A 21314-nucleotide genomic window follows, 5' to 3' on the forward strand; every position below is an offset into this window, starting at 1 on the left:
CAGCAAGATGACTAACTCAGCCACACAACCACCACAGCACACCACCGCCACCGCGTACTGGACCGTCGGCCCGGAAAAGGGGGAGCTCCGGCGCGAGGACCTGCCCGCTCCGGGCCCCGGCGAGGCGCTGGTCCGCACCTTGTTCTCGGGCATCAGCAAGGGCACCGAGCTAGTGGTCCACAACGCCCGGGTGCCGGAGTGCGTGGCCCGGGAGATGGCAGCCCCGAACCAGGAGGGCTCCTTCCCGTCCCCGGTGAAGTTCGGCTACCTCTCCGTCGGCGTCGTCGAGGACGGCCCGGCCGACTGGCTCGGCAAGACCGTCTTCTGCCTCTACCCGCACCAGGACCGCTACATCGTCCCGGTGGAATCACTCACCGAGGTCCCCGAGGACGTCCCCGCCCGCCGCGCCGTGCTCACCGGCACGGTGGAGACCGCCATCAACGGGATCTGGGAGGCCGGGCCCCGCCTCGGCGACCGGGTCGCCGTGATCGGCGCCGGCCTCGTCGGCGGCATGGTGGCCAAGCTTCTCAGCACGTTCCCGCTGTCCCGCCTGCAGCTGGTGGACATCGACCCCGCCAAGCGGGCGTTCGCCGAGACTCTTGGCGTCGGATTCAGCCACCCCGACGACGCCCTGCCGGACTGCGACATCGTGATCCACTGCTCCGCCTCGCAGGAAGGCCTCGCACGCGCCCTGCAGCTCGCAGGCGACGACGGCGACGTCATCGAAATGTCCTGGTACGCCGACCGCAACGTGACCGTGCCGCTGGGGGAGGACTTCCACGCCCGCAGGCTCTCCATCCGCGCCAGCCAGGTGGGCGTCGTGGCCCGCGCGCGCCGGCACCGCCGCACCAACGCCGACCGGCTCCAGCTCGCCGTCTCCCTCCTGCGCGACCCCGGCTTCGACGTGTTCCTCACCGGCGCCTCCCCCCTCAAAGACCTTCCCGGCGTCGTCCAGCAGCTCTCCGACGGCACACTCGACGCGCTCTGCCATGTCATCGAATACCCCGCCACCACAGAAAGCCACGAGGTAAATCCGTGTTCAGCCTGACCGTCCGCCGCAACTTCATGATCGCCCACAGCCTGCCGCGCCCCGCCTTCGGCCCGGCCCAGGGCATGCACGGCGCCACCTTCGTCACGGAAGTGACCTTCCGCCGCCGGACCCTCAATGAGGACTCGATCGTCCTGGACATCGGCGAGGCCGGCGACGTGCTGGACGGCATCCTCGAGGGCCTGAACTACAAGAACCTGGACGAACACCCGGACTTCGCCGGGAAGCTCAGCACCACCGAAGCGCTGGCCCAGTACGTGGCCGACGCTGTGGCCGCGAAGATCCGCCCCGGCGCCGACGGCCGGGTACTCGCCGGGCTGGAGGTCACCCTCCGCGAAACCCCCGACGCCTGGGCCAGCTACTCGCTCGACTTCGAGGCCAGCTAGGCCCTCAATGCGCATCCGCTTGGTGGTGCCCGGTAACGTGCACCACAACTCCGGCGGCAACGTCTACAACGCCGCCCTGGCCCGGGAGCTAGCAGCCCTGGGCGTGGAGGTGCAGACCTGCTTGCTCGACGGCGGCTGGCCGGTGGGCAGCGCGGAGGACCGGCAGCGGCTGGCCGCCGTGTTGTGCGACGACGGCGGTGCGGCCCCCGGCAATAATGGTGCCGCCGGCCGTGCCGTCACGGTCGTCGACGGGCTCCTCGCCTGCGGGGCGCCGGATGCGCTGGAAGCGGCCCGGTCGGCCGGCCTGCCCGCGTGGGTCCTGCTGCACATGCCGCTCGACGACACCGGGCATGGTGAAGCCGTGCTCGAACGCCGGGCGCTGGAGGCAGCTGCCGGGGTGATCTGCACCAGCACCTCGGCCGCAGCCCGGACCCAGGCACGGCACGGGCTGGACGGGACGCTGGTTGCCCTGCCGGGGACGGACCCCGCCCCGCTGTCCGCCGGATCGGAGCCGCCGCATCTGGTGGCCGTCGCCGCCCTGCTGCCGAACAAGGACCAGGCCCTGCTCCTCGCCGCCCTGCAGGCGCTGGCGGACCTGCCATGGACCGCATCCCTGATCGGCTCCGACACCGCGGACCTCGCCTACGCCGCGTACCTGCGCGGTACTGTGCGGCGGCTGGGGCTGCAGCACCGCATCCGGATCCCGGGGGAGCTGCGCGGCGCCGCGCTCGCGGCCGAATGGGATGCCGCCGGTCTCAGCCTGCTCGTCTCGCGGGCCGAGACCTTCGGGCTGGTGGTGACCGAGTCCATCGCACGGGGTGTGCCCGTGGTGGTCCGGGCCGGCACCGGCGCCGTCGAGGCGCTCGCCGCGGGCACCCCGGCGCCGGAGGACGGCACTGCGGCCAACCTGCCGGGCGCCGCCGTCGTCCTGGACGCGGACCCGGCGCCCCTCGCGCAGGTGCTGCGGCGCTGGCTGTCGGACCCCGGCGTCCGGGCCGGCTGGCGGGCCGCGGCGCTTGAGGCCCGGGGCCGGCTGCCTGGCTGGGACGCCACCGCCCGGGCCGTTCTGGCAGCCCTGGACCCGGACCACCCGGCAGGGCGCCGGCCGGCCACGCCGGAGGAAAATCGTGCCGCGTCGATTCCCCTCCCGCGCCCGCTGGTGGACAATGACCCCATGACGCCCCAGCCCTCTCCCACGCAGTCGCTGGCAGTGAACGCGCCGCCAGCCCGGACCCTCACCCGGGAGCGGCTCCGCGCCTGGGCCTGGCACCGGCAGGGCCTGGACGGCTCGCTGGCCGGCTGCACCGCGGAGCAGGTCTTCGCCCGGGCCGGCTGGGCGCGCTCCGTGGGCGGCGCCAACCCCTACCTCACGCTGTTCGCCCGCGCCGGCATCCGCCGCCCACAGGTGGACGCCGACGTCCTGGCCCGCCGCATCCTGGAACTTCCGACGGCGCGCGGCTGCACCTACGTGCTGGGCCGGGACGACTTCGCTTGGGCGCTGCAGCTCGGACGGGACGCCGCCGAGTCCGCCGTCAAGGTGGTGGGCAGGCTCGGCGTGGACCGCAGCGAAATTACCCTGCTCGAGGAGCAGGTGCTGCACACCCTTGCCGAGGCCGCCGTCCCGCTGGACCCGCGGCAGCTTAAGGATGAACTGGGCGAATCCGTGCGCAACCTTGGCGAGGAGGGCAAAAAGAAGGGCGCCACCACCACCCTGCCCACGGCCCTCGGCGTCCTGCAGTCCCAGGGCCGGATCCGCAGGGTCCCGGCCACCGGACGCCTCGACCAGCAGCGCTACGCCTACGAACTGTGGAACCTGCCGCCCAGCCCGCTCGACGACGACGAGGCCCGCGCAGAGCTGGTCCGCCGCTACCTGGGCTGGACCGGAGGCGCCACTTTCCAGCAGTCGCAGTGGTTCACCGCGTTCACGGTGGCCCAGACCAAAGCGGCGCTGGCCTCGGCCGCCGCAGTGGAGGTTCCCACCGCGGCGGGGGAGACGCTGTGGATGCTGCCCGACGACGTCGAACAGCTGGCGGCCTTCGAGGAACCGGCGGACGAGCAGATCCAGCTGCTCGCGGGAACGGATTCCCTCACCCTGCTGCGGCGCAACGCAGCCGACCTGCTGGACGAGGAGGACCTGCACACAAACGCCCTGGGTTCACTCGCCCTGCAGGCCGACCTGCCGGACCATCCCATCGTGGACCGGGGCCGGATCATCGGGCTGTGGCAGTACCATCCCGGCACGGAACGGATCGTGCCCTGGGTGTTCCACGGCGCCACCGCCGCTGTGGAACAGAGGATCGCCGACGTCGAGGAATGGATCCGCGAGGACCTCGGCGACTTCCGGGCCTTCAGCCTCGACTCACCGGCCACCCGGCAGAAGCGGATCGACGGCCTTGCAGCGGCCGCAGCGGGCCGGGGCAGATAACGCGGCTCAGGTGCCGCGGTGCCCGGCAAAGAAGTCCCGCAGGAGCGTTGCGCACTCCTGCTCGCGGATGCCGCCGTACACTTCCACCCAGTGGTTCAGCCGGCGCTCGCGGAGGATGTCAAAGACGGAGCCGGCGGCCCCGGCTTTCTCGTCCCAGGCCCCGAACACCACCCGTGGGATCCGGGCCAGCACCACGGCCCCGGCGCACATGGCGCACGGTTCCAGCGTCACCACCAGGGTGCAGTCCTCCAGCCGCCACCCGTCAGCGGCCCTGCCGCCCTGGGCGCTGAGCTCCTGCAGCCGGGCCGCGGCCTGGCGGATGGCCACCATCTCCGCGTGCGCCGTCGGATCCCCCAGCGCCTCGCGTTCATTGCGGCCGCGCCCGAGCACGGCGCCGTCAGGGCCAATCACGACGGCGCCGATCGGAACGTCCGCCGTGGCCAGCGCAGCCCGCGCCTCCGCCAGGGCAAGGGCCATCCATTCGGCATGCCGGGGCTCGGGGGAAGTCATTGGTCAATGATAGTTTCGAATACTAAGCAAGCTGGGAAGCAGACAGCTGGCAAGCAGATATCAGTCGGGAGACAGCAGTGAGTGCCTTTACCGATCGCTGGGGCAAATGGGTGGTCCCTTATGCGGCCTTGTGGATCACCATGCTCGTGGGCGGGACCATCGTGGTCATCTTGGCGCTCCTCGGCGCTGAAGTCTATGACAGCGTGGTTGACGAAGCCGGCCTGGCGAACCTGGACAAACCTGCCCTGGCCCTCGCCGAGGACCTGCGCACGCCGGAGCTCAACGCCGCCGTGACCGGGTTCACGAATGTCGGCGGAAGCATCGGGATGCCCATCCTGGCGAGCCTCCTCACTGCCTGGCTCACTTGGGTGAACCGCACGTGGCGGCCCATCATCCTGGTCGGCGGCGCAGCCACCGTGTCCATCCTCGCCACGACCTTCAGCAAGAACCTCGTAGGCCGCACCCGACCGGACTTCATCAACGCCGTCCCGCCGTACGAGACCTCCCCGTCGTTCCCCAGCGGCCACGCCCTCAATTCCACTGTGGTGATCGGCGTGCTGGTCTACCTGACCTGCCTGCAGCTCAAAAAGACCTCGGCCCGCATCGCCGTTATCGCCGGGGGGCTCGTCTTCGTCCTGGCCATGGGTCTGAGCCGGGTATTCCTCGGACACCACTGGATGACCGACGTGATCGCCGCCTGGCTGCTCGGCCTTGCATGGCTGGGCATCGTGATCCTGGCCCACCGGCTGTTCCATGTGATCCGGCACCGGGAACATGCGGGCCCCGCACCCACGTTCGACCACCCGGCACACCTGCGTGACGGCCGCGTCGGCCACGGGGATGCCGGGGCCGAAGCCCCCGCCGACGGCGGGAGCGCCGGCAGCGCCGCGGCGGGCGATCGTACCGCCGGCGGCACTACCACCCGGGACACCGGTACCACCGCGCGCGACGTCGGCGCCCGGGGTTCCACGGGTGGGCCGCCGCCCGCCGGGTGATAGTTTTGACCCATGCGCACTTTCGTTGTGGACCACCCGCTGGTCGCCCATAAGCTCACCGTTCTGCGGGACAAGAACACCCCGTCCCCGGTCTTCCGCCAGCTCACCGAGGAACTTGTCACGCTCCTGGCGTACGAGGCCACCCGCGAAGTCCGCACCGAACCCGTCACCATCGAAACTCCGGTGAGCACCACTGTGGGCACCGCGTTCACCAAGCCCACCCCGCTGGTGGTCCCCATCCTGCGCGCGGGGCTCGGCATGCTGGAAGGCATGACCAAGCTGGTCCCCACTGCCGAGGTCGGATTCCTGGGCATGGCCCGCGACGAAGAGACCCTGGACATCATCACCTACGCCGAGCGCCTCCCCGAGGACCTTACGGACCGGCAGATCTTCGTCCTGGACCCCATGCTGGCCACCGGCGGCACCCTGCGCGAGGCCATCAAGTTCCTCTTCAAGCGCGGAGCCTCCGACGTCACCTGCATCTGCCTCCTGGCCGCCCCCGAGGGCCTGGCCAAGCTGGAGGAAGAGCTGGCCGACGCCAACGTGACGATTGTCCTGGCCTCTATCGACGAGAAGCTGAACGAAAAGTCCTACATCGTTCCGGGCCTGGGCGACGCCGGCGACCGCCTCTACGGCGTGGCCGGCTAAGCACCCACATGGTCCCGGAGCCCGCCCGCGGCGGGCCGCCGGGACGGCGAACAGCCCTACCGTAACCCTCGCCACGGGGCTAGCCTGTGCCCCATGGACTGGAAACTCGAACTCATCTTTGTCCCGGTGTCCGACGTCGACCGCGCGAAGGATTTCTACGTCAACAAGGTGGGCTTCAACGCCGACTATGACGAGCGGCCCGCGGACGGCATCCGCTTCGTCCAGCTGACCCCGCCGGGGTCCGGCTGTTCCATCGCGATCGGTGAGGGCCTGAACAACGCCCCGCCCGGCACCGCTCCAGGGCTGCAGCTCGTGGTCAGCGACATTCAGGCCGCGCATCAGCAGCTGAAGGACAACGGCGTGGACGTCAGCGACATCGACGTCCAGGACTGGGGCCACTTCGTCTACTTCGCCGATCCCGACGGCAACAAATGGGGCGTGCAGTACATCCCCAACCGCCCCAACGGCTAGGCGGCCCAAGGGAGACGCAAGCCCAGGGAAACCGCAGAAACGCGCAGGGCCCCGGATCCAGTGGATCCGGGGCCCTGCGCAGCCGCAACGGTGTCTAGTACCAGTTGTTGGCGTAGTGGAAGTTCAGTGCGCCGCACGGCGAACCGTAGCGGTCCTTGACGTACTCCAGGCCCCAGTTGATCTGGGTCCGGTAGTTGGTCCGGTAGTCAGCGCCTGCGCTGGCCATCTTCTCAGCGGGCAGGGACTGCACCACGCCGTAGGCGCCGCTGGTGGGATTCGTCGCCGTCGTCTCCCAGTCCGACTCCTTGGTCCAGAGCTTCATCAGGCACTGCATCTGGCTGGGAGCCCAGCCGTAAGCGCCCAGCTGGCTGGCCGCGTAGGCCTGCGCGCCGGCGGGGTCGTTGACGGCAACCGGCTCAGGAGCCGGTGCCGGGGCCGCTGCAGGAGCGGGTGCGGCCGGAGCAGGGGCCGCCGGGGCGGGGGCTGCCGGCGCGGCAGGAGCTTCGGCGGGCGTCACCTCGGCGGCCGGGGCCGCGGCGGGGAGATTGACCTGGTTATCGACCCGGACCCGCTCAAAGTCGAGCTGCGTCAGAGGATCCGCCGTCGCGGCGGTGGAACTGCTGGCGGTAGCGTTGCGGGCGGCCGTCTCGGAGGCCTGCCCGGCCGCGCCGACCCCCACCAGCACTGCGCAGGCGGCGGCCACCACGGCGGCCCGGCGGCCCGTGGCCCCGAAGTTCTTGACCCACCTCGATTTTGAACGCGTCCGGGTTGATACGGGTGCGGCCGGTTCGGCGCGGTGCCGTGAACGCTCAGTGTGGGTCTTGCGTGCAGCGCCGTCAGGGCGCGAATGTGCCTTGAAGTCAGTCATGATCGCCTCTCAACGCCTGCGGAGTTAGCTGTCGGGTTCGGATGAGGTCATCCGGCCGCACGGAATCTCACGTGTCGGCTTCACCCCAAGGGTGCAAGATGCAGAAATGCCCGGGAACTCTGGGTCCCCCGCCTCTGCCTTATCCAGCGGAATCCGGGAGGCGGCAGAGTTTGGCGTACATCCGGATATGCGGCCCTAGCGATGGCCACACCCTAAAAACGGTACAGGACCCCGCCGCTCAAGTCACATTTTGGTAACGGGGATCACGGCTGCGGCGTTGCGCCTTGCGACGCCGGCGCGGCTCAGGATTCCGTCTTGGCCGCGGGTAACCGCACCGTGAACTCGGTCCGGCCGGGAACGGACGTCACAGTGACCGTGCCGCCGTGGGCCTCGACGATTGACTGCACGATGGACAGCCCCAGCCCGCTGGTTCCTTCTGCCGACGCAACAGGGGCCGACGCAACAGGGGCTGGCGCCGGCGCTGCCGGGGCCGGGGCGGCCGGCAGTCCCGGGGCCGAGCCGGCTGCGGGCAGCCGCGGCGGGCGCTGCGGCACGTGCGCCACAGGCTGCCGGCTCGGTGCCGGCGTCGTGACCGCCACGGGATTCTTCCGGGAAGCGTCCGCCCGGGTGAAGCGCGCAAACACCCGTCCCACAAACTCGGGGGCGATCCCGGGGCCATTGTCCGTCACCCTGACCACGGCGCTGCCGTCCGGAGCGCGCTGCACGCCCGTCACCACCGTGGTTCCCGGGCCGGTGTGCTTGCGCGCATTGGAGAGCAGGTTGGCCAGCACCTGGTGAAGCTGCGTCGCGTCGCCGCGGACCACCACCGGCTCTTCGGGGAGCTCAAGGTGCCAGACGCGGTCCGGCGCCATCACCTTCTCGTCACTGACCGTCTCAACCGCCAGCTGGGTGAGGTCCACATCGCTGAGTTTGAGCGGCTGCCCCTCATCCAGCCGGGCGAGCAGGAGCAGGTCCTCCACCAGGGTGGTCATCCGTTCAGACTGGCTCTGCACACGGGCCAGAGACTTCTGGCCGTCGGGGGTGAAACGCTCGGTCATCCGCATCAGCTCGGTGTAGCCGCGGATGGCCGTCAGGGGCGTGCGCAGCTCATGCGAGGCGTCCGCCACGAACTGGCGGACCTTCATTTCGCTCTCCTGCCGCGCCTGCAGGGCATTGGAGACGTTGTCCAGCATCAGGTTCAGGGCATGGCCCACGCTGCCCACCTCCGTGCCCGGATGCGCAGCCGACTCCGGCACCCGGACAGCGAGCGCCACCTCCCCGGCGTCCAGCGGCAGGCGCGAGACCTGGGTTGCCACCTCAGAAAGCTGATCCAGCGGCTTCATGGTCCGGCGGATCAGGGCCGTTCCGGCCAGGCCGATCACCAGCAGACCGCCGGCGGACACGATCACCATGGTCCACACCAGGGAAGCCAGTGTGTTCTGCCGGTCCGCGAGGGGGAGGCCGGTGATAATCACGTCGCCGTCGGGTGCCTTCGCTGCCACCAGCCGGTAGGCGCCGGCGGACAACGTCCTGTTGAGCGGTTCGCTCCCCGGGCTGAGGCCCAGGAGCGCTTCGTCGTCCTCGTCGGTGAGGGGTTCGCGGGTTCCGTCCTCGGCGAGGAACCCGGAGCTGCGGACCGAATCATCATCGATCCTGGCGTTGAGCGTGCCGATGCGTGCCTCGAGGGGGTCGGCGCGGCCGCCGGAACGGCCAGAGTCGCGCGCGCGGGCCGCCGCCTGCAGCAGCTGGTCGTCGAGCTGCCGGGTCAGGAAGAAGTCCATGGAGGCGTAGCTGACAATCCCTACCGCACCGCAGATGGCCACCAGCAGGGCCATGGCGACGAGGACCAGCCGGGTGCGCAGGTGCCAGGTGGACGGATTGCGCCAGTCGGGCCCGGGGGGTCGGACGGCGCCGGGGTGGTGGGGCACGGATCAGTCCGCCGGTTTCAGGACATAGCCGGCGCCCCGCACGGTGTGGATCATCGGCGGGTGGACGGCGTCGACCTTCTTGCGGAGGTAGGAGATGTACAACTCGACGATGTTGGCCTGGCCGCCGAAGTCGTAGTCCCAGACCCGGTCCAGGATCTGGGCCTTGCTGACCACCCGCTTCGGGTTCTCCATCAGGTAGCGCAGCAGTTCGAACTGGGTGGCCGTGAGGTGCAGTTCTTCGCCCGCGCGCCGCACTTCGCGTGTGTCGATGTTCAGGACGAGGTCACCCACCACCAGCTCGGCGGTGTCCATCGCGGCCACCCCGGAGCGCTGGACCAGCCGGTGCAGCCGCAGCAGGACCTCCTCCATGCTGAACGGTTTGGTCACGTAGTCGTCCCCGCCCGCGGCCAGCCCGGTGATGCGGTCCTGGACGGCGTCCTTCGCCGTCAGGAACAGCGCGGGAACCTCCGGCGCAAAGGCACGGATCCTGCCCAGCAGCTCGACGCCGTCGAACCCGGGAAGCATCACGTCCAGCACTAGCACGTCGGGGCGGAATTCCTTGGCAAGCTTCACCGCTTCGGGGCCGTCGGCGGCGACGGCAACGGACCACCCGGCCATCCGCAGGCCCATGCTCATCAGCTCGGAGAGGCTTGGTTCGTCGTCCACAACCAGGGCGCGGATGGGTGAGCCGTCCGGGTGCGTGAGCTGGGGGAGGTTGTTGGTCATGGAGTGCGAGGTGGCCATGGGACTACTCTCCGATCTGCCGTTGAGGTGCTGCTTTGGGGATCCTGTGCGGCGCCTGTGAATCCCAGCCTAGCGAGCTGTGCGCGCCGGAACCCGGGGTGCGGGGCGGAATTTCGCAACGGCGGGCGTGCCCATCATGTGGGACGGCGGAGGCCCGGAGGTAAGCATGCGAAGGGTTTGGCGGTTTCGGCTTCCTGTGAATGATTGCCCGGAATCGGCGTGTTCGGACGAAGGATGTTCGGCAGTATTCGCTCTGGCGCGCCCGCAAAGCAGAACGGATGTTATTTAATCCGCGTCGCAGAATTGTGATCTGTGCGACACTCGGCGCTTTCGTCTCGCATGGTGGACTTTCCGGTCCATTGTTACTTGCAAGTTTTCATTGTTACGTTGCACACTTCAATTGTGAACAAGAACTCAACAGCACCTGCAGCCGCAGTTTTTTGGATCAGCGCACCCGCTGGTACTGAAAAGCGCTGTTGTCGAATGCACGCCTAACTTTTACACCCCAGGAGTTTCTAGGCATTCGCCCCCAGCCCAGCGTCGGGCGCCCCTCCCCAGTTTTCATTGCGGGGACACCAGCATTCGAGCCGCGATGACGGCCATTTCACATTGAGGTAAGCAATCCATGACAGTTGCATCCGGATACGTCCACATCTCCGTCCGTAATGCCAGCAAGGCCGGCCAGGCCTCCGGCATCCGCCAGGGCTTCAGCGGCCGGGGCTCGTTCGCCCCCGCCGGATCCGGCGCCAGCTTCCCCGCTCCCGGCTACGCCCCGCAGGGGTACAACCCCAACTCCTACGGACAGCTCCGCGCCGTCCCGCCGGCGCCGGTCACGGCCCCCACCCCCGTGATTGCCCCCGGCGAAGGGAGCCCAGTGCGCCCCGTCCCCAGCGACAACGTCGCCCGCGGTTTTGTGCTCTACATGGGGATCGATGAGGAAACCGCGGCGGCTGCCGGCACCTCCATCGCCAAGCTTGCCCAGGAAATCAGGGCTTACGCCCAGTCCCTCGTGTCCGGTGCCGAGAGCTACGCCGCCGTCGCCGTTGCGCCGGCCAGCGCGCCGGGTTCCGCGCTCGACGTCGTCCGCTCCACCTTCGGTGACCCCACGGTGGGCGCCCGCCAGCGCTCCGAGTCCGCCCGCCTGCAGCAGCCGCAGGACCCGCGTCCTTCCGGCGTGCTGATCGACCTCGCCCGCCGCGAGGTGGCGCTCGACGGCGAATCCCTGAACCTGACGTTTAAGGAGTTCGAGCTCCTCAACTACCTCGTCGAGAACGGCACCCGCACTGTTGGCCGCGACGAGCTGCTGGAAGGACTCTGGCGGAACGCCGAAGAGGTGCCCAACGAGCGCACCATCGACGTCCACATCCGCCGCCTGCGCTCCAAGCTGGGCCGTCTGGCGAACACCGTGCGCACGGTCCGCGGCCAGGGTTACCGCTTCTACGAGCACCCCGAAGTTGTGGTCTGGGCCGCTCCGGAATACTCCATCTAGCCTTCACCACAGCGCAAAAGCGCCCGTACCCCGCCGGGGTGCGGGCGCTTTTGCGTTGGCGGCCGCCTGGCCGCCGTCGGGCCCTGTTGCGTTGAGTGGGTCCGGCGTAGTCTCGGAGCGTTGGGCCGACTATTGGGAGGAAGACATGTCAGTTGCACGGATTACTACCCTCAGCGCGAACTCCAAGACCTCGTTCGATGCTGCCATCAAGGAAGGCGTTGACCGGGCCAACAAAACCTTGCGCAACGTCACTGGGGCGTGGGTGAAGGAACAGAAGGTCGAAATCAACGACGGCGCGATCGTGGCGTGGCACGTTGTGCTGGAAGTGACCTTCGTCCTTGAGGACTAAACGGCCGCGGATGGGATGCGCGCCCGCTGACCACCTGCCGCACTAGGATTGGTCCATGAGCGCGCATCACATCAAACGGCTGGTGATCATGCGGCATGCCAAGTCGGATTGGCCCGGCGGCGTTGCGGACCACGACCGGCCGCTTGAAGAGCGCGGCCACCGCGATGCCCCGCAGGCCGGCAAATGGCTGGTGAAGCATGGCGTGGTCCCCGACTTCATTCTCTGCTCCAGCGCCTTGCGCACACGGCAGACGTGCACATGGGTGTGCAGTGAACTGGGCGACAAAGCGCCGACGCCGAAGCTCGAGGACGGGCTCTATGCGGCCTCGGCGAAGCGGATGCTGACGGTCATCAACCACGTCCCGGATACCGTGACCACCCTCATGGTGATCTCGCACATGCCCGGCGTGCAGGACCTGGCCATGCACCTTGCCTCCCGGGACTCGGACCACGACGCCTACATGGACGCTGCCACGCGGTACCCCACGAGCGCACTCACCGTCATGGAGACGGAAAAGACCTGGGCCGAGCTGGACGGCCAGGACGCCAGGCTCACGCATTTCAAGGTTCCCCGGGGCAAGTAGCGCAGCTGCGCTCCGGCACGGCCAAGGCGTCCGTCCTGATCTCCCCGTGCATAGCCGCGATCTTCCGATGCATAGTCATGCCGGCGTTTCTGCGGTTTACTGATGCTGTTTACTCGTGGACTTATGGCGATCGGGAGAAAAGGCGGATTCACCGTGGATTCAGGACAGCTCATCGGGCTCATCATCGGCATTGTTGTAGTGATCGCGATCGTGGTGGTGGCCACCATGCTCAGCCGCAAGCGCAAGGTCGAGGCGGACCGCAACAAGGCAGTCGAAATGCGGGAACAGGCCAAGGCCGAACAGCTCAACGCCAGGGAGCGTGAAGCCCAGGCTGCCCGGGCGGAGGCCGACGCCAAGCAGGCAGAGGTGGAGGCTGAGCGGCTCCGGGTTGAAGCAGCCGCACGGCAGCAGGAGGCCGACAAGGTCCAGTCCGGCGTGCAGGAACAGCTGCGGAAGGCTGACGAGCTGGACCCCGACGTCGCGACCTCCAGACGGGATGCCCAGAACACCGGCACCGAGGAGCTCCGCCGGGACCGCAGCGCCCGCAACCCGGCCACGGGCGAGCAGGCCGCCACCACTAGCGGGAGCCAGACGCCGGGAACCCAGGCGCCGGGAACCCAGACGCCGGGAACCCAGACAACGGGAACCCAGGTGCCGCCCGGCTCCGCGCCCCGGGAACCGGTGCACACCGATGAGCCGCGCGGCGACAATCCCCGCAACCTCTGAGTGCCCGGCCGCGCCGGCGAATTTCCGGCGCGCAGCCCCTGAACGGCGGCGAAGCAGGGCCGGAACGGGCATAGTGGCAGGGTGAACCCTCGCCATTCCGCCCTGGCCCTGCTCGTCGCAGTGCTCTGGGGCGTCAACTTTGTCGCGATTGACCTCGGCCTGCACCCGCCCGGAGCGGAGATGCCGCCGCTGTTGTTCGTGGCGATGCGGTTCATCCTGGTGGTTGTTCCGTGCATCTTCTTCATCCGAAAGCCCGACGTCGGCTGGAAGGCGATCATCGGCGTCGGGCTGTTTATGAGCGCCGGACAGTTCGGGCTGCTCTACCTGGCCATGGCCCTGGGCATGCCGGCCGGCCTGGCGTCACTCGTGCTGCAGGCGCAGGTGCTGTTGACCGTGCTCTTGGCCGCGGGCTTCCTGGGTGAGCGTCCGAGCCGGCGGCAGTTCGCGGGCGTGGTGCTGGGCGTCGCCGGGCTCGCGGTGGTTGCCGTCGGCCGGAGCCTGGTGGCACCGGTGTTGCCGCTCATGATCGTGCTGGCCGCCGCGCTGTCCTGGGCGGCCGGCAACATCGTTGCCCGCAAGGCGAAGGCGGCGTCGGGGCTGGGGCTGGTGGTCTGGTCAGGGGCCGTGGTGCCGGTGCCGCTGCTGGGCCTGTCCCTGCTGGTCGACGGTCCGCCTGCCGTGGCGCAGGCCCTGGCCGGAGTCCAGCCTGTCACCCTGCTGAGCGCGCTCTACACGGCCATCTTCGGTTCCCTCGTTGGCTACGGAATCTGGAACCGGCTGCTGGGGCTGTACCCGTCCTCCGCCGTCGTTCCGTTTACCCTGCTGGTGCCGGTGGTGGGAATGACCACGGCGTGGCTCGTCCTGGGCGAAGTGCCCACCCCCGCGGAAATCACCGGCGGCGCACTGCTGCTCGCCGGGGTCGCCATTGCGGTGCTGCGGCCCTGGGATCCTCGGGCGCGGGCCGTTCGACGGCGGGACCGCCCGCCGCGGGATCAGCGGCGGGTACCCGTCCGGGCCGACTGAGTCTTGGCTGGCTGGGACCGTGCTGGCTGGGACCGTGCCGGCTGGGACCGCGCCGCGGTGATGGCGGGTTTGGCGGTTCCTGCTTTGGTGGTGCCTGCCTTGGCGCTCCCGGACCTGGCCGCGGGGCGTGCAGCCGTCCGGGATGCGGCGGCCCGCGGTACGGCCGTCCGCGGTACGGCCGTCCGTGGTGCAGCGGTCCGTGGTGCTCCGGGTTTGGGGGCGGCCGGCCTGCCGGCTCCCGGCCTGGGTGCCGGCCGTCGGGCCCCCGCGGCAGGCCTGCGCCGCGGTGGCGCGCCCGCGCCGCGGGGGCGCCTTCCCCTGGCCGGCAGGACGGTCCCGGCCACCAGCAGCAGCAGCGCGGCTGCGCCGAAGCCGGCGGCGAGATAGAAGTAGAGGTCCGGATGCTCGGAATCCACCGGGGCGGACATCGCGTCCGGATCGGCGTTGAAGGCCAGGCCCCACTGCCGCAGGAACGCGATGCCGAAGGCAATGAACAGGATGCTCCCGATTCCGCTGGCCGCCAGGGTCCGGTGCCGGCGGCGGATGACCACCTCCGAGACGCAGGCCACGTAGGCCGCCGCGGCGGCCGTCAGGAACCACAGAAATACCGTCTCGTGGAGTGTGATGCCGGCCAGGGCCAGGAGCGCCAGCGCGGCGAGGAACGCGCCGATGGCGATCTTTCCGCTGTTACCCATGTGGCCCATGTGAACAATCATCCCCGATCGGGGCTACTTCACGATGTAGCCGCGCATGGACGCCATGATTGCGGCGACACTCTGCTGGCGGGTCCGCTCCGGGTGGTAGGTCTGCCGGTCCAGGCCCACCACGAAGCAGGCACCGAAGACGGCCGTCTCCAGGCTGCCGCGGGATACGCCCGGATCCACCGGGTAGGCGGCGGCCACCGCATCGATCGCCGCGCCGATCACGGCGAGCAGCTGTCCCCGGAGCTCGGTGAAGGTGTCCTGCCACTCGCTGGGCGTCCGCCAGTTCTCGCTGACCCACAGCCGGGCGAAGGAGGGGTAGTCGTCCATGAAGTCCATGGCCTGCCCGATCATGTCCTCCATGGCCGTGAGCGGGTCCAATGACTCGTCCTTGACGCTCAGCAGCCGTGCCAGCAGGATGTCCACGCCGTGCCGCAGCAGCTGCGCGATCAGGTCCGACTTGCTGCCGAAGTTGTAGTACACCGTGCCTTTGGAGACCCCTGCGGCGGCGGCGATCTCGTCCACTGTCACGCCGGCCGCGCCGCGCTCTCCGATCAGTTCCATGGACGCCTCGAACAGTTTCTGCTTGGTGGCGTTGGTGCGGCCGGGGCGGAGTTTCTTCTCCGGATCCCCGGCGCCTGCCGCGCCGCCGCTCGGGCTGGTGGTCATACGGCGATCTCCGGTTTCAGGGTCTTGAGGGTCCAGAACTTGTGCTTGCGAACGGCCAGCGTGGAAAGGGCCGCCCCCAGCAAGGTATACCCCATGAGCCCGGCAACCGTCGGCACAATCAACGAAAGGTCCGCGCCGTAGATCAGATGCCGCATTCCGGACACCACGTAGCCCATAGGCAGCACCTCATGGACAAAGTGCAGCGGCTGCGGGGTGGTCTGCCACGGGAAGGTTCCGCCGGAGGAAACCAGCTGCAGGACCAGGAGGATGAGCACCACGAACTTTCCGGGAGTCCCCAGCAGGGCGACCACTCCCTGGATGATGGCGCTGAAGGCCATGGCGGCTGCCAGCATGAACAGCCACATCAGGACCGGATGGGCGGGTTCCAGGCCCAGCCCCACGTCCACCACGAGGGTCAGGAGACTGGCCTGGACCACCGAGACCGCGAAGAACGGCAGCCAGCCGCCGACGGCGATTTTCCACGCCGGCGCGTTGGAAGCCAGCGCACGCTGCGTGATGGGCCGCATGGCCTGGACCAGCATGAAAATGCCGATCCACAAGGCCAGGGTCAGGAAGAACGGTGCCAGGCCTGCGCCGTAGGACGCGGCCTTCGCCTGCGAGACGTCGCTGACGGCAACGGGGTCCGCAATCACCTTGGACAGGTTGTTCTTCTGCGCATCATCAGGATTGGGGATGTTTCCGGCGCCCGTCGCCAGGCCGGAGGCCAGCTCCCCGGCACCATCCGAAGCCGTGCGCGCGCCGTCCTCCAGCCGGGCCGCGCCGCCGTCGAGCTGGCGGGCGCCCTCCGCGAGCCGGGCCGTACCGTCGACGGCGCTCTGCTCGCCCGCGGCCAGAGCGGCTGCGCCGGCTGAGAGCTGGTCTGCGCCCGTCGAGGCCTTGGAGATCGCACTGGTCAATGCCGGCGTCGCGCCTGCAAGCCGGGAGGCCCCGGCACTGACCGCGGCAGAGCCGTCGGCAAGCCGCTGGATCTGGGCTGCATCGGTCTGGAGTTTGGACTTGGCGTCCGCCACGGGGTTGGACACGGCAGCGGAATCGAAATCGGCCAGGATCCTGCCGGCCTGTTCGGAAGTGATGACTCCGGCGGCGACCAGACGGTTGTTGGATTGCACCACGCGGTCCCGGAGGCCCCGGTCAGCCGCGTCGAGCTGCCCGACGACGTCCTGGACCTTGGTGTTCAGCGCGGCGTTTCCCGCCGCGACCTGGGCGGCGCCGTCCGCAAGTTTCCTTGAGTCGGCAGGCAGCGTGGCCGTCTTGTCCTCCAGCTGCGCCAGGCCGGAGCTGAGCTGGCCGGCGCCGGCATTGAGCTGGTTGGCGCCGTCGCGCAGTTTCACCTGACCGGCGGCAAGTTCCGCGATCCCGCCGTTCAGCTGGCTCGTGCCGGAGTGCAGGCTGACAGCGCCGTCGCGGAGTCTGGCGATGCCGTCGGAAAGTTTCCCGGCCCCGTCCGCGGCCTGGACGATCTGTGCGTGGATGGTGCCGAAACCCGTCAGCAGCTGGTTCGCGGTCTCCTCGCCCACCTCCTTGGCCACCGTCGAGTGCACGGCGGTGGTCAGTTTGTCCACGATGTTGCTGAGGACGTAATTGTTGGCATCGTTGGTGGTGACGTTCAGCATGGCCTGGTTCGCCGCGTCAAAGCTGCCCGGGGACACCAGGTTGGCCGAGAAGTCCTGGGGGATCTTAAGCGCGAACGCGTACTTGCCGCTGCTGACCCCCTGGTCTGCTTCCTCGGAGGTGGCGACTTCCTGCCAGTTGAAGACATGGTCGTCCACCAGGCTGCTGGCCACCTTAGTTCCGGCTTCGAGCCTGCTCCCGTTGCTGGCGGTCGCGCCGGTGTCCTCCACCACCAGGGCGGCGTCGATCTGGTCGAGGTTGCCATAGGGATCCCAGTTTGCGTAGAGGTACACCGCGCCGTACAGCAGGGGCACCATGGTCAGGGCCAGGATGGTGAGTTTGGGCAGGAGCCCGCCGGTCATGCGTTTGAGCTCGGAGCGGGCCAGCCGCAGAACAGTCACTTTGAGTCCTCGAAGTCGAACGGGATGGGTGCAGTGGGCCGGTGGTTGGCGGCAGCGTTCTCCGCCGCCGGTCCTGACGCGCCGTGAGGGCCGGAGGGGTCCGCGGATTCCTCGTCAGGGGCTGCCGTTGCCGGGGCAACCTTCACGGCGTTCCCGATTGACGATGCCGGGCCGGTCCAGCCGTCCGGCAGTGCCGCGACGGTGGCAACGACGGCGAGTGGCCGCCCGGCGTCGTACGCCAGTTCCTCCAGCCGGGGAAGCCAGTCCGCAGGATCTGCGCTGTGCCGATCCGGCGAATCAACCACCAGCAAATCCGTCGCGGGGTTGGCCAGGGCAAGTGCGGTCAGCAGTTCGGCGCGGCGCCTGGCCGGAACCTGATCGATCCAGAGGGCAGCGATGTCCTCGAAGCGGTTCACCTTGAGCCAGGGTTTGCTGAGCAGTGCACCGCGGTAGCGCCTGGGGATGAGCGCGAGGTCCTCGGTGACGAGGTCTTTGACGCTGAGGTGCTGTTCGGGCTCGTTGACGCCGGGGGAGTCCACCAGGGCGCTGGCCAGGCGCAGGCGCCTGATCTTGGAACTCCCGTCCCAGTCCAGCCCTCCCGCGGAGGGCTTCATCCGGCCGCTGAGGGTGAGGGCAAGGGCTGTTCGCTGGTCCTGGCCGTCGCCTTCGACCAGGAGCAGCTCGCCGGGACGTACCTGCAGCGAGGTGGGCGGGAGCAGGTCGTCCCGCCGGCCCTTCACATGGAGTTGTTGTACGCAGAGCAAGGGGAGCCTTTCGAAGGAGATGTCTCCTTCAAGGCTAACTAAACTGACCAGTCAGTTCAAATAGAGGCTCAGAGTCCGTACTCCTCGAGCAGTTTCAGCCAGACCTCGCTGATGGTGGGGTAGGCGGGAACGGCGTGCCACAGCCGGTCCAGCGGCACTTCACCCACGATCGCGATGGTCGCGGCGTGCAGGAGTTCGGCCACATCCGGGCCAGCGAACGTGGCACCCAGCAGCACCTTGCGGTCCTCGTCCACCACCAGCTGGGCCCAGCCCTCGTAGCGCTCGGCATGCAGCGACGATCCGGCCACCTGGATGGGCAGGTCGACGCAGGAGACGTTGTATCCGTCCTGCTCCGCCTGCCGCACGGTCCGGCCCACGTTGGCCAGTTCCGGGTCCGTGAAGACCACGTTCGGCACCGCGTGCTGGTTGGCGGTCTGGGCGTAACGGCTCCACGGGGCCGCCCCGCCGCTGAGCTCGCCTTTGGCGCGGGCGGCAATGGCGTCGCCGGTGGCGCGCGCGCCGTATTTGCCCTGGTGGGTCAGCATGGTTTTCCCGGCCGCGTCGCCGGCGGCATACAGCCAGGGGTCGACGTCGTTCCCGGCGCCTCCCGTCACCAGCCCGGTGGAGTCGGTGCTGAGCCGCAGCTCCGCGCCGTCCTCTGCGCCCAGGTCAACGCTCTCCAGCCCGGTTCCTTCCAGGGCGGGGTGCCGGCCGGTGGTCACCAGGAGCCTGTCCGCCGTCACTTCGGCGCCGTCCTCCAGCTCCACGGTGAGCGAGCCGTCGTCGTTCTCCCGGACACCCTTGGTTCCGGTGTGGAGATGCAGATCAACGCCGTCCGCGCGCAGCCCGGCTGCCACCAGGGCGGCAGCTTCCTCCGGAAAGGCGCCCAGCAGGGCGCCGCGCGCCACAAGCGTCACCGAGGAGCCCAGCCGGGCGAAGGCCTGGGCGAGTTCGGTGCCCGCCACGCCGCCGCCCAGGACCGCCAGCCGGTCCGGTACCTCACGCGCGGACGTCGCATCCCGCGTGGTCCAGTAGTCCACGTCGGACAGGCCGGCGACGGGCGGCACGGTGGGCGTGGAGCCGGTGGCCACCACGACGGCGTGCCGTGCGGTGAGCAGGTAGCTGTTGCCGTCGAGTCCCGCGACCTCGACTGTCCGGATGCCCGTGATCCAGCCGTGGCCGCGGATGAGCTCAATCCCGGCGTCGTCAACCCATGCCACCTGGCTGTCATCCTGCCAGTTGGAGGTGAAGTGGTCGCGGCGCTTCAGGACGGCCGCCGCGTCCAGGGTCCGGGTGACGGCCTCTGCGGCGCCGGGGACTGTCTGCGCGCCGTGGAGGGCGGTGCCGGGTCGCAGCAGGGCCTTCGACGGCATGCAGGCCCAGTAGGAACATTCGCCGCCCACCAGTTCCGCCTCGATGAGGACAGCCGTCAGGCCGCCCTGCACCGCACGGTCCGCCACGTTCTCGCCCACGGCGCCCGCGCCGATCACAATGACATCGAATTCCCGTTCCACCTGTGCCGTCATGGCAAAAGCCTACGCCCGGCGCTGCGCCCGGAACGCCGGGGACGACCCCTTTGCAGGACGTGGGACCACCGCTACTGTGAGGTTCACACTTCGGGGGAGGCTGGCGATGGCGGCAGGCAAGGGGACCGCGGGCGGTGCGGGCGCCGGTGCCAACAGTGCGGGCAGCGGCGCCGTGGCCTCAGCCAGGTCCGTGCCACCGCCCAGGTTCAGCGCACAATCCCGGCTGCGGGCGCTGCAGGCGGACATCATGGACCTGATCCTGGACCGTGAGCTGGAGCCCGGCGACCCGCTTCCGACCGAGACTGAGCTTTCCGCGGTGCTGGGCATCGGCCGCAACACCCTGCGGGAATCCCTCAAGGTCCTGCAGGCGCTCGGGGTAGTCGACATCCGCCATGGCTTCGGCATGTTTGTGGCCACGAACAATTTCGAGGCACTGGCCGATGGACTCGTTTTCCGGGGCAGGCTGTCGCTGCGGCATCACGGGCAGGAAGCGCTGCAGCTCGTGGAGGTGCGGCAGGCGCTGGAGTCCGGGCTGATCGCCGGCGCCATGGAGCAGATGACCCCGGAGCAGCTCGCGGGCATCGAGGCCTCCGTGCTCCGGATGGAGTCCCTGGCCCGCGCAGGGGAGAGCTTCATGGAGGCGGACGCGGAATTTCACCGCCGGCTGTTCGAACCCCTCAACAACCAGATGCTGTCCGGCCTGCTCGACGCCTTCTGGAAGGTGTACCGGCGGCTCCAGCTTGAGCTGGGCAGGGCAGATTCCGGCAGGGCAGATTCCGGCAGGGCAGATTTCGGTGGGGCTGATGCCGCCGGAGCTGAGGCATATGGCGCGGGCGAGGGCGGCCTCCTGCAAGCGGCGGCGTTGCACCGGGGCATTTATGAGGCAGTCGCCGCGGGGGACAAGGATCTGGCCGCCCGGCGGCTCAACAGCCATTTCGACGGGCTCCGGGACCGGATCAACCGGGCCGTCGCGCCGTAGCCGAGTCCGGCTGGCGACCCGACGGCAGGCGTCGCCGTCGGGCGTTATACAGGTCGGATGCTAAACAAAAAGATCCGCACCGGCGGACCGGTGCGGATCTTTGTATTGTGCGCCCAAAGGGATTCGAACCCCTGACCTTCTGTTCCGTAGACAGACGCTCTATCCAGCTGAGCTATGGGCGCATCTTCAGTTCTTGGAACTTCTCGCTCCCCGAACCTCGAATTACTTTACGCGAGGTGGGCCCGTACTGCCAAATCGAAACAGGTGTAATCTGCCCGACTAGACCGGTCTACGTGACCTTGATCACAAAACAGGCACTTTGTGGCAGGCCAGTTCCTTGATTTTCCGGGGTTTTTCATTTCCGGCCGCCCAGACGTCTGACATTTGGCCCGGATTTGGGGAGGTGATCTAGCCCTACATTTAGGAAACACCACTGAACCCGAGGAAGG

Annotated in this window: 21 protein-coding genes, 1 tRNA gene and 1 riboswitch; of the genes, 12 read left to right on the top strand and 10 right to left on the bottom strand. The window is 68.9% G+C overall.

Annotation, left to right across the window (positions count from 1 at the left end; genetic code table 11):
• The first annotated feature begins 7 nt into the window (after positions 1-7).
• The 3 genes from ACTWQD_RS03725 to ACTWQD_RS03735 are packed head-to-tail and all read left to right on the top strand — an operon-like array spanning position 8 to position 3859.
• A complete protein-coding gene (locus ACTWQD_RS03725; protein ID WP_443194831.1) occupies positions 8-1048 on the top strand; it encodes a dehydrogenase in 1041 nt (346 codons plus the stop codon).
• Positions 1036-1434 carry a 6-pyruvoyl trahydropterin synthase family protein gene (locus tag ACTWQD_RS03730; protein ID WP_443194832.1) on the top strand — a complete coding sequence of 133 codons (399 nt, stop codon included), beginning with the start codon at positions 1036-1038 and terminating at the stop codon, positions 1432-1434. The genes ACTWQD_RS03725 and ACTWQD_RS03730 overlap by 13 nt, the downstream gene beginning before the upstream one ends.
• Positions 1435-1441: 7 nt before the next feature.
• Complete coding sequence (locus ACTWQD_RS03735; protein WP_443194833.1) at positions 1442-3859, top strand: DNA glycosylase AlkZ-like family protein; 2418 nt, start codon at positions 1442-1444, stop codon at positions 3857-3859.
• Positions 3860-3865: 6 nt separating this feature from the next.
• Here ACTWQD_RS03735 and ACTWQD_RS03740 read toward each other — a convergent pair whose 3' ends face one another.
• Positions 3866-4369: a nucleoside deaminase gene (locus tag ACTWQD_RS03740; protein ID WP_443194834.1), complete on the bottom strand. Its 504-nt coding sequence runs from the start codon at positions 4367-4369 to the stop codon at positions 3866-3868.
• A gap of 77 nt (positions 4370-4446) precedes the next feature.
• Here ACTWQD_RS03740 and ACTWQD_RS03745 point away from each other — a divergent pair, with 77 nt between their 5' ends.
• The 3 genes from ACTWQD_RS03745 to ACTWQD_RS03755 all read left to right on the top strand — a co-directional run bounded on the left by ACTWQD_RS03745 (position 4447) and on the right by ACTWQD_RS03755 (position 6483).
• The gene (locus ACTWQD_RS03745; RefSeq protein ID WP_443194835.1) at positions 4447-5364 is read left to right on the top strand and encodes a phosphatase PAP2 family protein; all 918 of its coding nucleotides are present in this window, start codon (positions 4447-4449) and stop codon (positions 5362-5364) included.
• A gap of 12 nt (positions 5365-5376) precedes the next feature.
• Complete coding sequence (gene upp / locus ACTWQD_RS03750; RefSeq protein WP_066433371.1) at positions 5377-6012, top strand: uracil phosphoribosyltransferase; 636 nt, start codon at positions 5377-5379, stop codon at positions 6010-6012.
• Between the two features lie 93 nt (positions 6013-6105).
• Positions 6106-6483, top strand: a complete 378-nt coding sequence (locus ACTWQD_RS03755) for a VOC family protein (protein WP_443194836.1) — start codon at positions 6106-6108, stop codon at positions 6481-6483.
• Between the two features lie 94 nt (positions 6484-6577).
• On the opposite strand, the gene ACTWQD_RS03760 is transcribed toward ACTWQD_RS03755, so the two are convergent.
• The 3 genes from ACTWQD_RS03760 to ACTWQD_RS03770 all read right to left on the bottom strand — a co-directional run bounded on the left by ACTWQD_RS03760 (position 6578) and on the right by ACTWQD_RS03770 (position 10023).
• Entirely contained in the window at positions 6578-7351 is a 774-nt protein-coding gene (locus ACTWQD_RS03760; protein ID WP_443194837.1) for a hypothetical protein, read from the bottom strand.
• Positions 7350-7510, bottom strand: a riboswitch (cyclic di-AMP (ydaO/yuaA leader). Its footprint overlaps the gene before it by 2 nt.
• Positions 7511-7653: 143 nt before the next feature.
• Positions 7654-9279 (bottom strand): ATP-binding protein, encoded by a 1626-nt coding sequence (locus ACTWQD_RS03765; RefSeq protein WP_443194838.1) that lies wholly within the window; start codon positions 9277-9279, stop codon positions 7654-7656.
• A gap of 3 nt (positions 9280-9282) precedes the next feature.
• Positions 9283-10023, bottom strand: a complete 741-nt coding sequence (locus ACTWQD_RS03770) for a response regulator transcription factor (RefSeq protein WP_443194839.1) — start codon at positions 10021-10023, stop codon at positions 9283-9285.
• Positions 10024-10648: 625 nt separating this feature from the next.
• Between ACTWQD_RS03770 and ACTWQD_RS03775 the strand changes: the two genes are divergently transcribed.
• From ACTWQD_RS03775 to ACTWQD_RS03795, 5 genes are all read left to right on the top strand, one after another.
• Positions 10649-11512, top strand: coding sequence for a winged helix-turn-helix domain-containing protein (locus tag ACTWQD_RS03775; RefSeq protein WP_443194840.1), 864 nt, complete (start codon positions 10649-10651; stop codon positions 11510-11512).
• Between the two features lie 145 nt (positions 11513-11657).
• On the top strand, positions 11658-11861 hold the full coding sequence (locus ACTWQD_RS03780; protein WP_443194841.1) for a dodecin family protein: 204 nt from the start codon (positions 11658-11660) through the stop codon (positions 11859-11861).
• Between the two features lie 55 nt (positions 11862-11916).
• Positions 11917-12444, top strand: coding sequence for a SixA phosphatase family protein (locus ACTWQD_RS03785; protein ID WP_443194842.1), 528 nt, complete (start codon positions 11917-11919; stop codon positions 12442-12444).
• A gap of 153 nt (positions 12445-12597) precedes the next feature.
• A complete protein-coding gene (locus tag ACTWQD_RS03790) occupies positions 12598-13170 on the top strand; it encodes a hypothetical protein (protein ID WP_443194843.1) in 573 nt (190 codons plus the stop codon).
• 81 nt (positions 13171-13251) lie between these two features.
• Complete coding sequence (locus ACTWQD_RS03795) at positions 13252-14193, top strand: EamA family transporter (protein ID WP_082699207.1); 942 nt, start codon at positions 13252-13254, stop codon at positions 14191-14193.
• On the opposite strand, the gene ACTWQD_RS03800 is transcribed toward ACTWQD_RS03795, so the two are convergent.
• The 5 genes from ACTWQD_RS03800 to ACTWQD_RS03820 form a co-directional block, all read right to left on the bottom strand.
• Complete coding sequence (locus tag ACTWQD_RS03800) at positions 14163-14888, bottom strand: hypothetical protein (protein WP_443194844.1); 726 nt, start codon at positions 14886-14888, stop codon at positions 14163-14165. The two genes, ACTWQD_RS03795 and ACTWQD_RS03800, sit on opposite strands and share 31 nt — an antisense overlap.
• Positions 14889-14921: 33 nt before the next feature.
• Complete coding sequence (locus tag ACTWQD_RS03805) at positions 14922-15563, bottom strand: TetR/AcrR family transcriptional regulator (RefSeq protein ID WP_443194845.1); 642 nt, start codon at positions 15561-15563, stop codon at positions 14922-14924.
• Positions 15560-17596: a YhgE/Pip family protein gene (locus ACTWQD_RS03810; RefSeq protein WP_443194846.1), complete on the bottom strand. Its 2037-nt coding sequence runs from the start codon at positions 17594-17596 to the stop codon at positions 15560-15562. The genes ACTWQD_RS03805 and ACTWQD_RS03810 overlap by 4 nt, the downstream gene beginning before the upstream one ends.
• Complete coding sequence (locus tag ACTWQD_RS03815; protein WP_443194847.1) at positions 17593-18360, bottom strand: ABC transporter ATP-binding protein; 768 nt, start codon at positions 18358-18360, stop codon at positions 17593-17595. The genes ACTWQD_RS03810 and ACTWQD_RS03815 overlap by 4 nt, the downstream gene beginning before the upstream one ends.
• Before the next feature lie 68 nt (positions 18361-18428).
• Complete coding sequence (locus ACTWQD_RS03820) at positions 18429-19886, bottom strand: dihydrolipoyl dehydrogenase family protein (RefSeq protein ID WP_443194848.1); 1458 nt, start codon at positions 19884-19886, stop codon at positions 18429-18431.
• 172 nt (positions 19887-20058) lie between these two features.
• On the opposite strand from ACTWQD_RS03820, the gene ACTWQD_RS03825 reads away from it, so the two are divergent.
• On the top strand, positions 20059-20865 hold the full coding sequence (locus ACTWQD_RS03825) for a FadR/GntR family transcriptional regulator (protein ID WP_443194919.1): 807 nt from the start codon (positions 20059-20061) through the stop codon (positions 20863-20865).
• 108 nt (positions 20866-20973) lie between these two features.
• On the opposite strand, the gene ACTWQD_RS03830 is transcribed toward ACTWQD_RS03825, so the two are convergent.
• A tRNA-Arg gene (locus ACTWQD_RS03830) sits at positions 20974-21047 on the bottom strand.
• Between the last annotated feature and the right edge of the window lie 267 nt (positions 21048-21314).

It is taken from the genome of Pseudarthrobacter sp. 1C304, assembly GCF_052245515.1.
GTDB lineage: Bacteria > Actinomycetota > Actinomycetes > Actinomycetales > Micrococcaceae > Arthrobacter.

What these genes read in the sequence shown, in the direction of transcription:
- ACTWQD_RS03725 (WP_443194831.1), top strand. Translation starts at nt 8, where the DNA reads ATGACTAACTCAGCCACACAACCACCACAGCACACCACCGCCACCGCG.
- ACTWQD_RS03735 (WP_443194833.1), top strand. Translation starts at nt 1,442, where the DNA reads ATGCGCATCCGCTTGGTGGTGCCCGGTAACGTGCACCACAACTCCGGC.
- ACTWQD_RS03740 (WP_443194834.1), bottom strand. Translation starts at nt 4,369, where the DNA reads ATGACTTCCCCCGAGCCCCGGCATGCCGAATGGATGGCCCTTGCCCTG.
- upp (WP_066433371.1), top strand. Translation starts at nt 5,377, where the DNA reads ATGCGCACTTTCGTTGTGGACCACCCGCTGGTCGCCCATAAGCTCACC.
- ACTWQD_RS03755 (WP_443194836.1), top strand. Translation starts at nt 6,106, where the DNA reads ATGGACTGGAAACTCGAACTCATCTTTGTCCCGGTGTCCGACGTCGAC.
- ACTWQD_RS03760 (WP_443194837.1), bottom strand. Translation starts at nt 7,351, where the DNA reads ATGACTGACTTCAAGGCACATTCGCGCCCTGACGGCGCTGCACGCAAG.
- ACTWQD_RS03770 (WP_443194839.1), bottom strand. Translation starts at nt 10,023, where the DNA reads ATGGCCACCTCGCACTCCATGACCAACAACCTCCCCCAGCTCACGCAC.
- ACTWQD_RS03775 (WP_443194840.1), top strand. Translation starts at nt 10,649, where the DNA reads ATGACAGTTGCATCCGGATACGTCCACATCTCCGTCCGTAATGCCAGC.
- ACTWQD_RS03780 (WP_443194841.1), top strand. Translation starts at nt 11,658, where the DNA reads ATGTCAGTTGCACGGATTACTACCCTCAGCGCGAACTCCAAGACCTCG.
- ACTWQD_RS03785 (WP_443194842.1), top strand. Translation starts at nt 11,917, where the DNA reads ATGAGCGCGCATCACATCAAACGGCTGGTGATCATGCGGCATGCCAAG.
- ACTWQD_RS03800 (WP_443194844.1), bottom strand. Translation starts at nt 14,888, where the DNA reads ATGGGTAACAGCGGAAAGATCGCCATCGGCGCGTTCCTCGCCGCGCTG.
- ACTWQD_RS03805 (WP_443194845.1), bottom strand. Translation starts at nt 15,563, where the DNA reads ATGACCACCAGCCCGAGCGGCGGCGCGGCAGGCGCCGGGGATCCGGAG.
- ACTWQD_RS03820 (WP_443194848.1), bottom strand. Translation starts at nt 19,886, where the DNA reads ATGACGGCACAGGTGGAACGGGAATTCGATGTCATTGTGATCGGCGCG.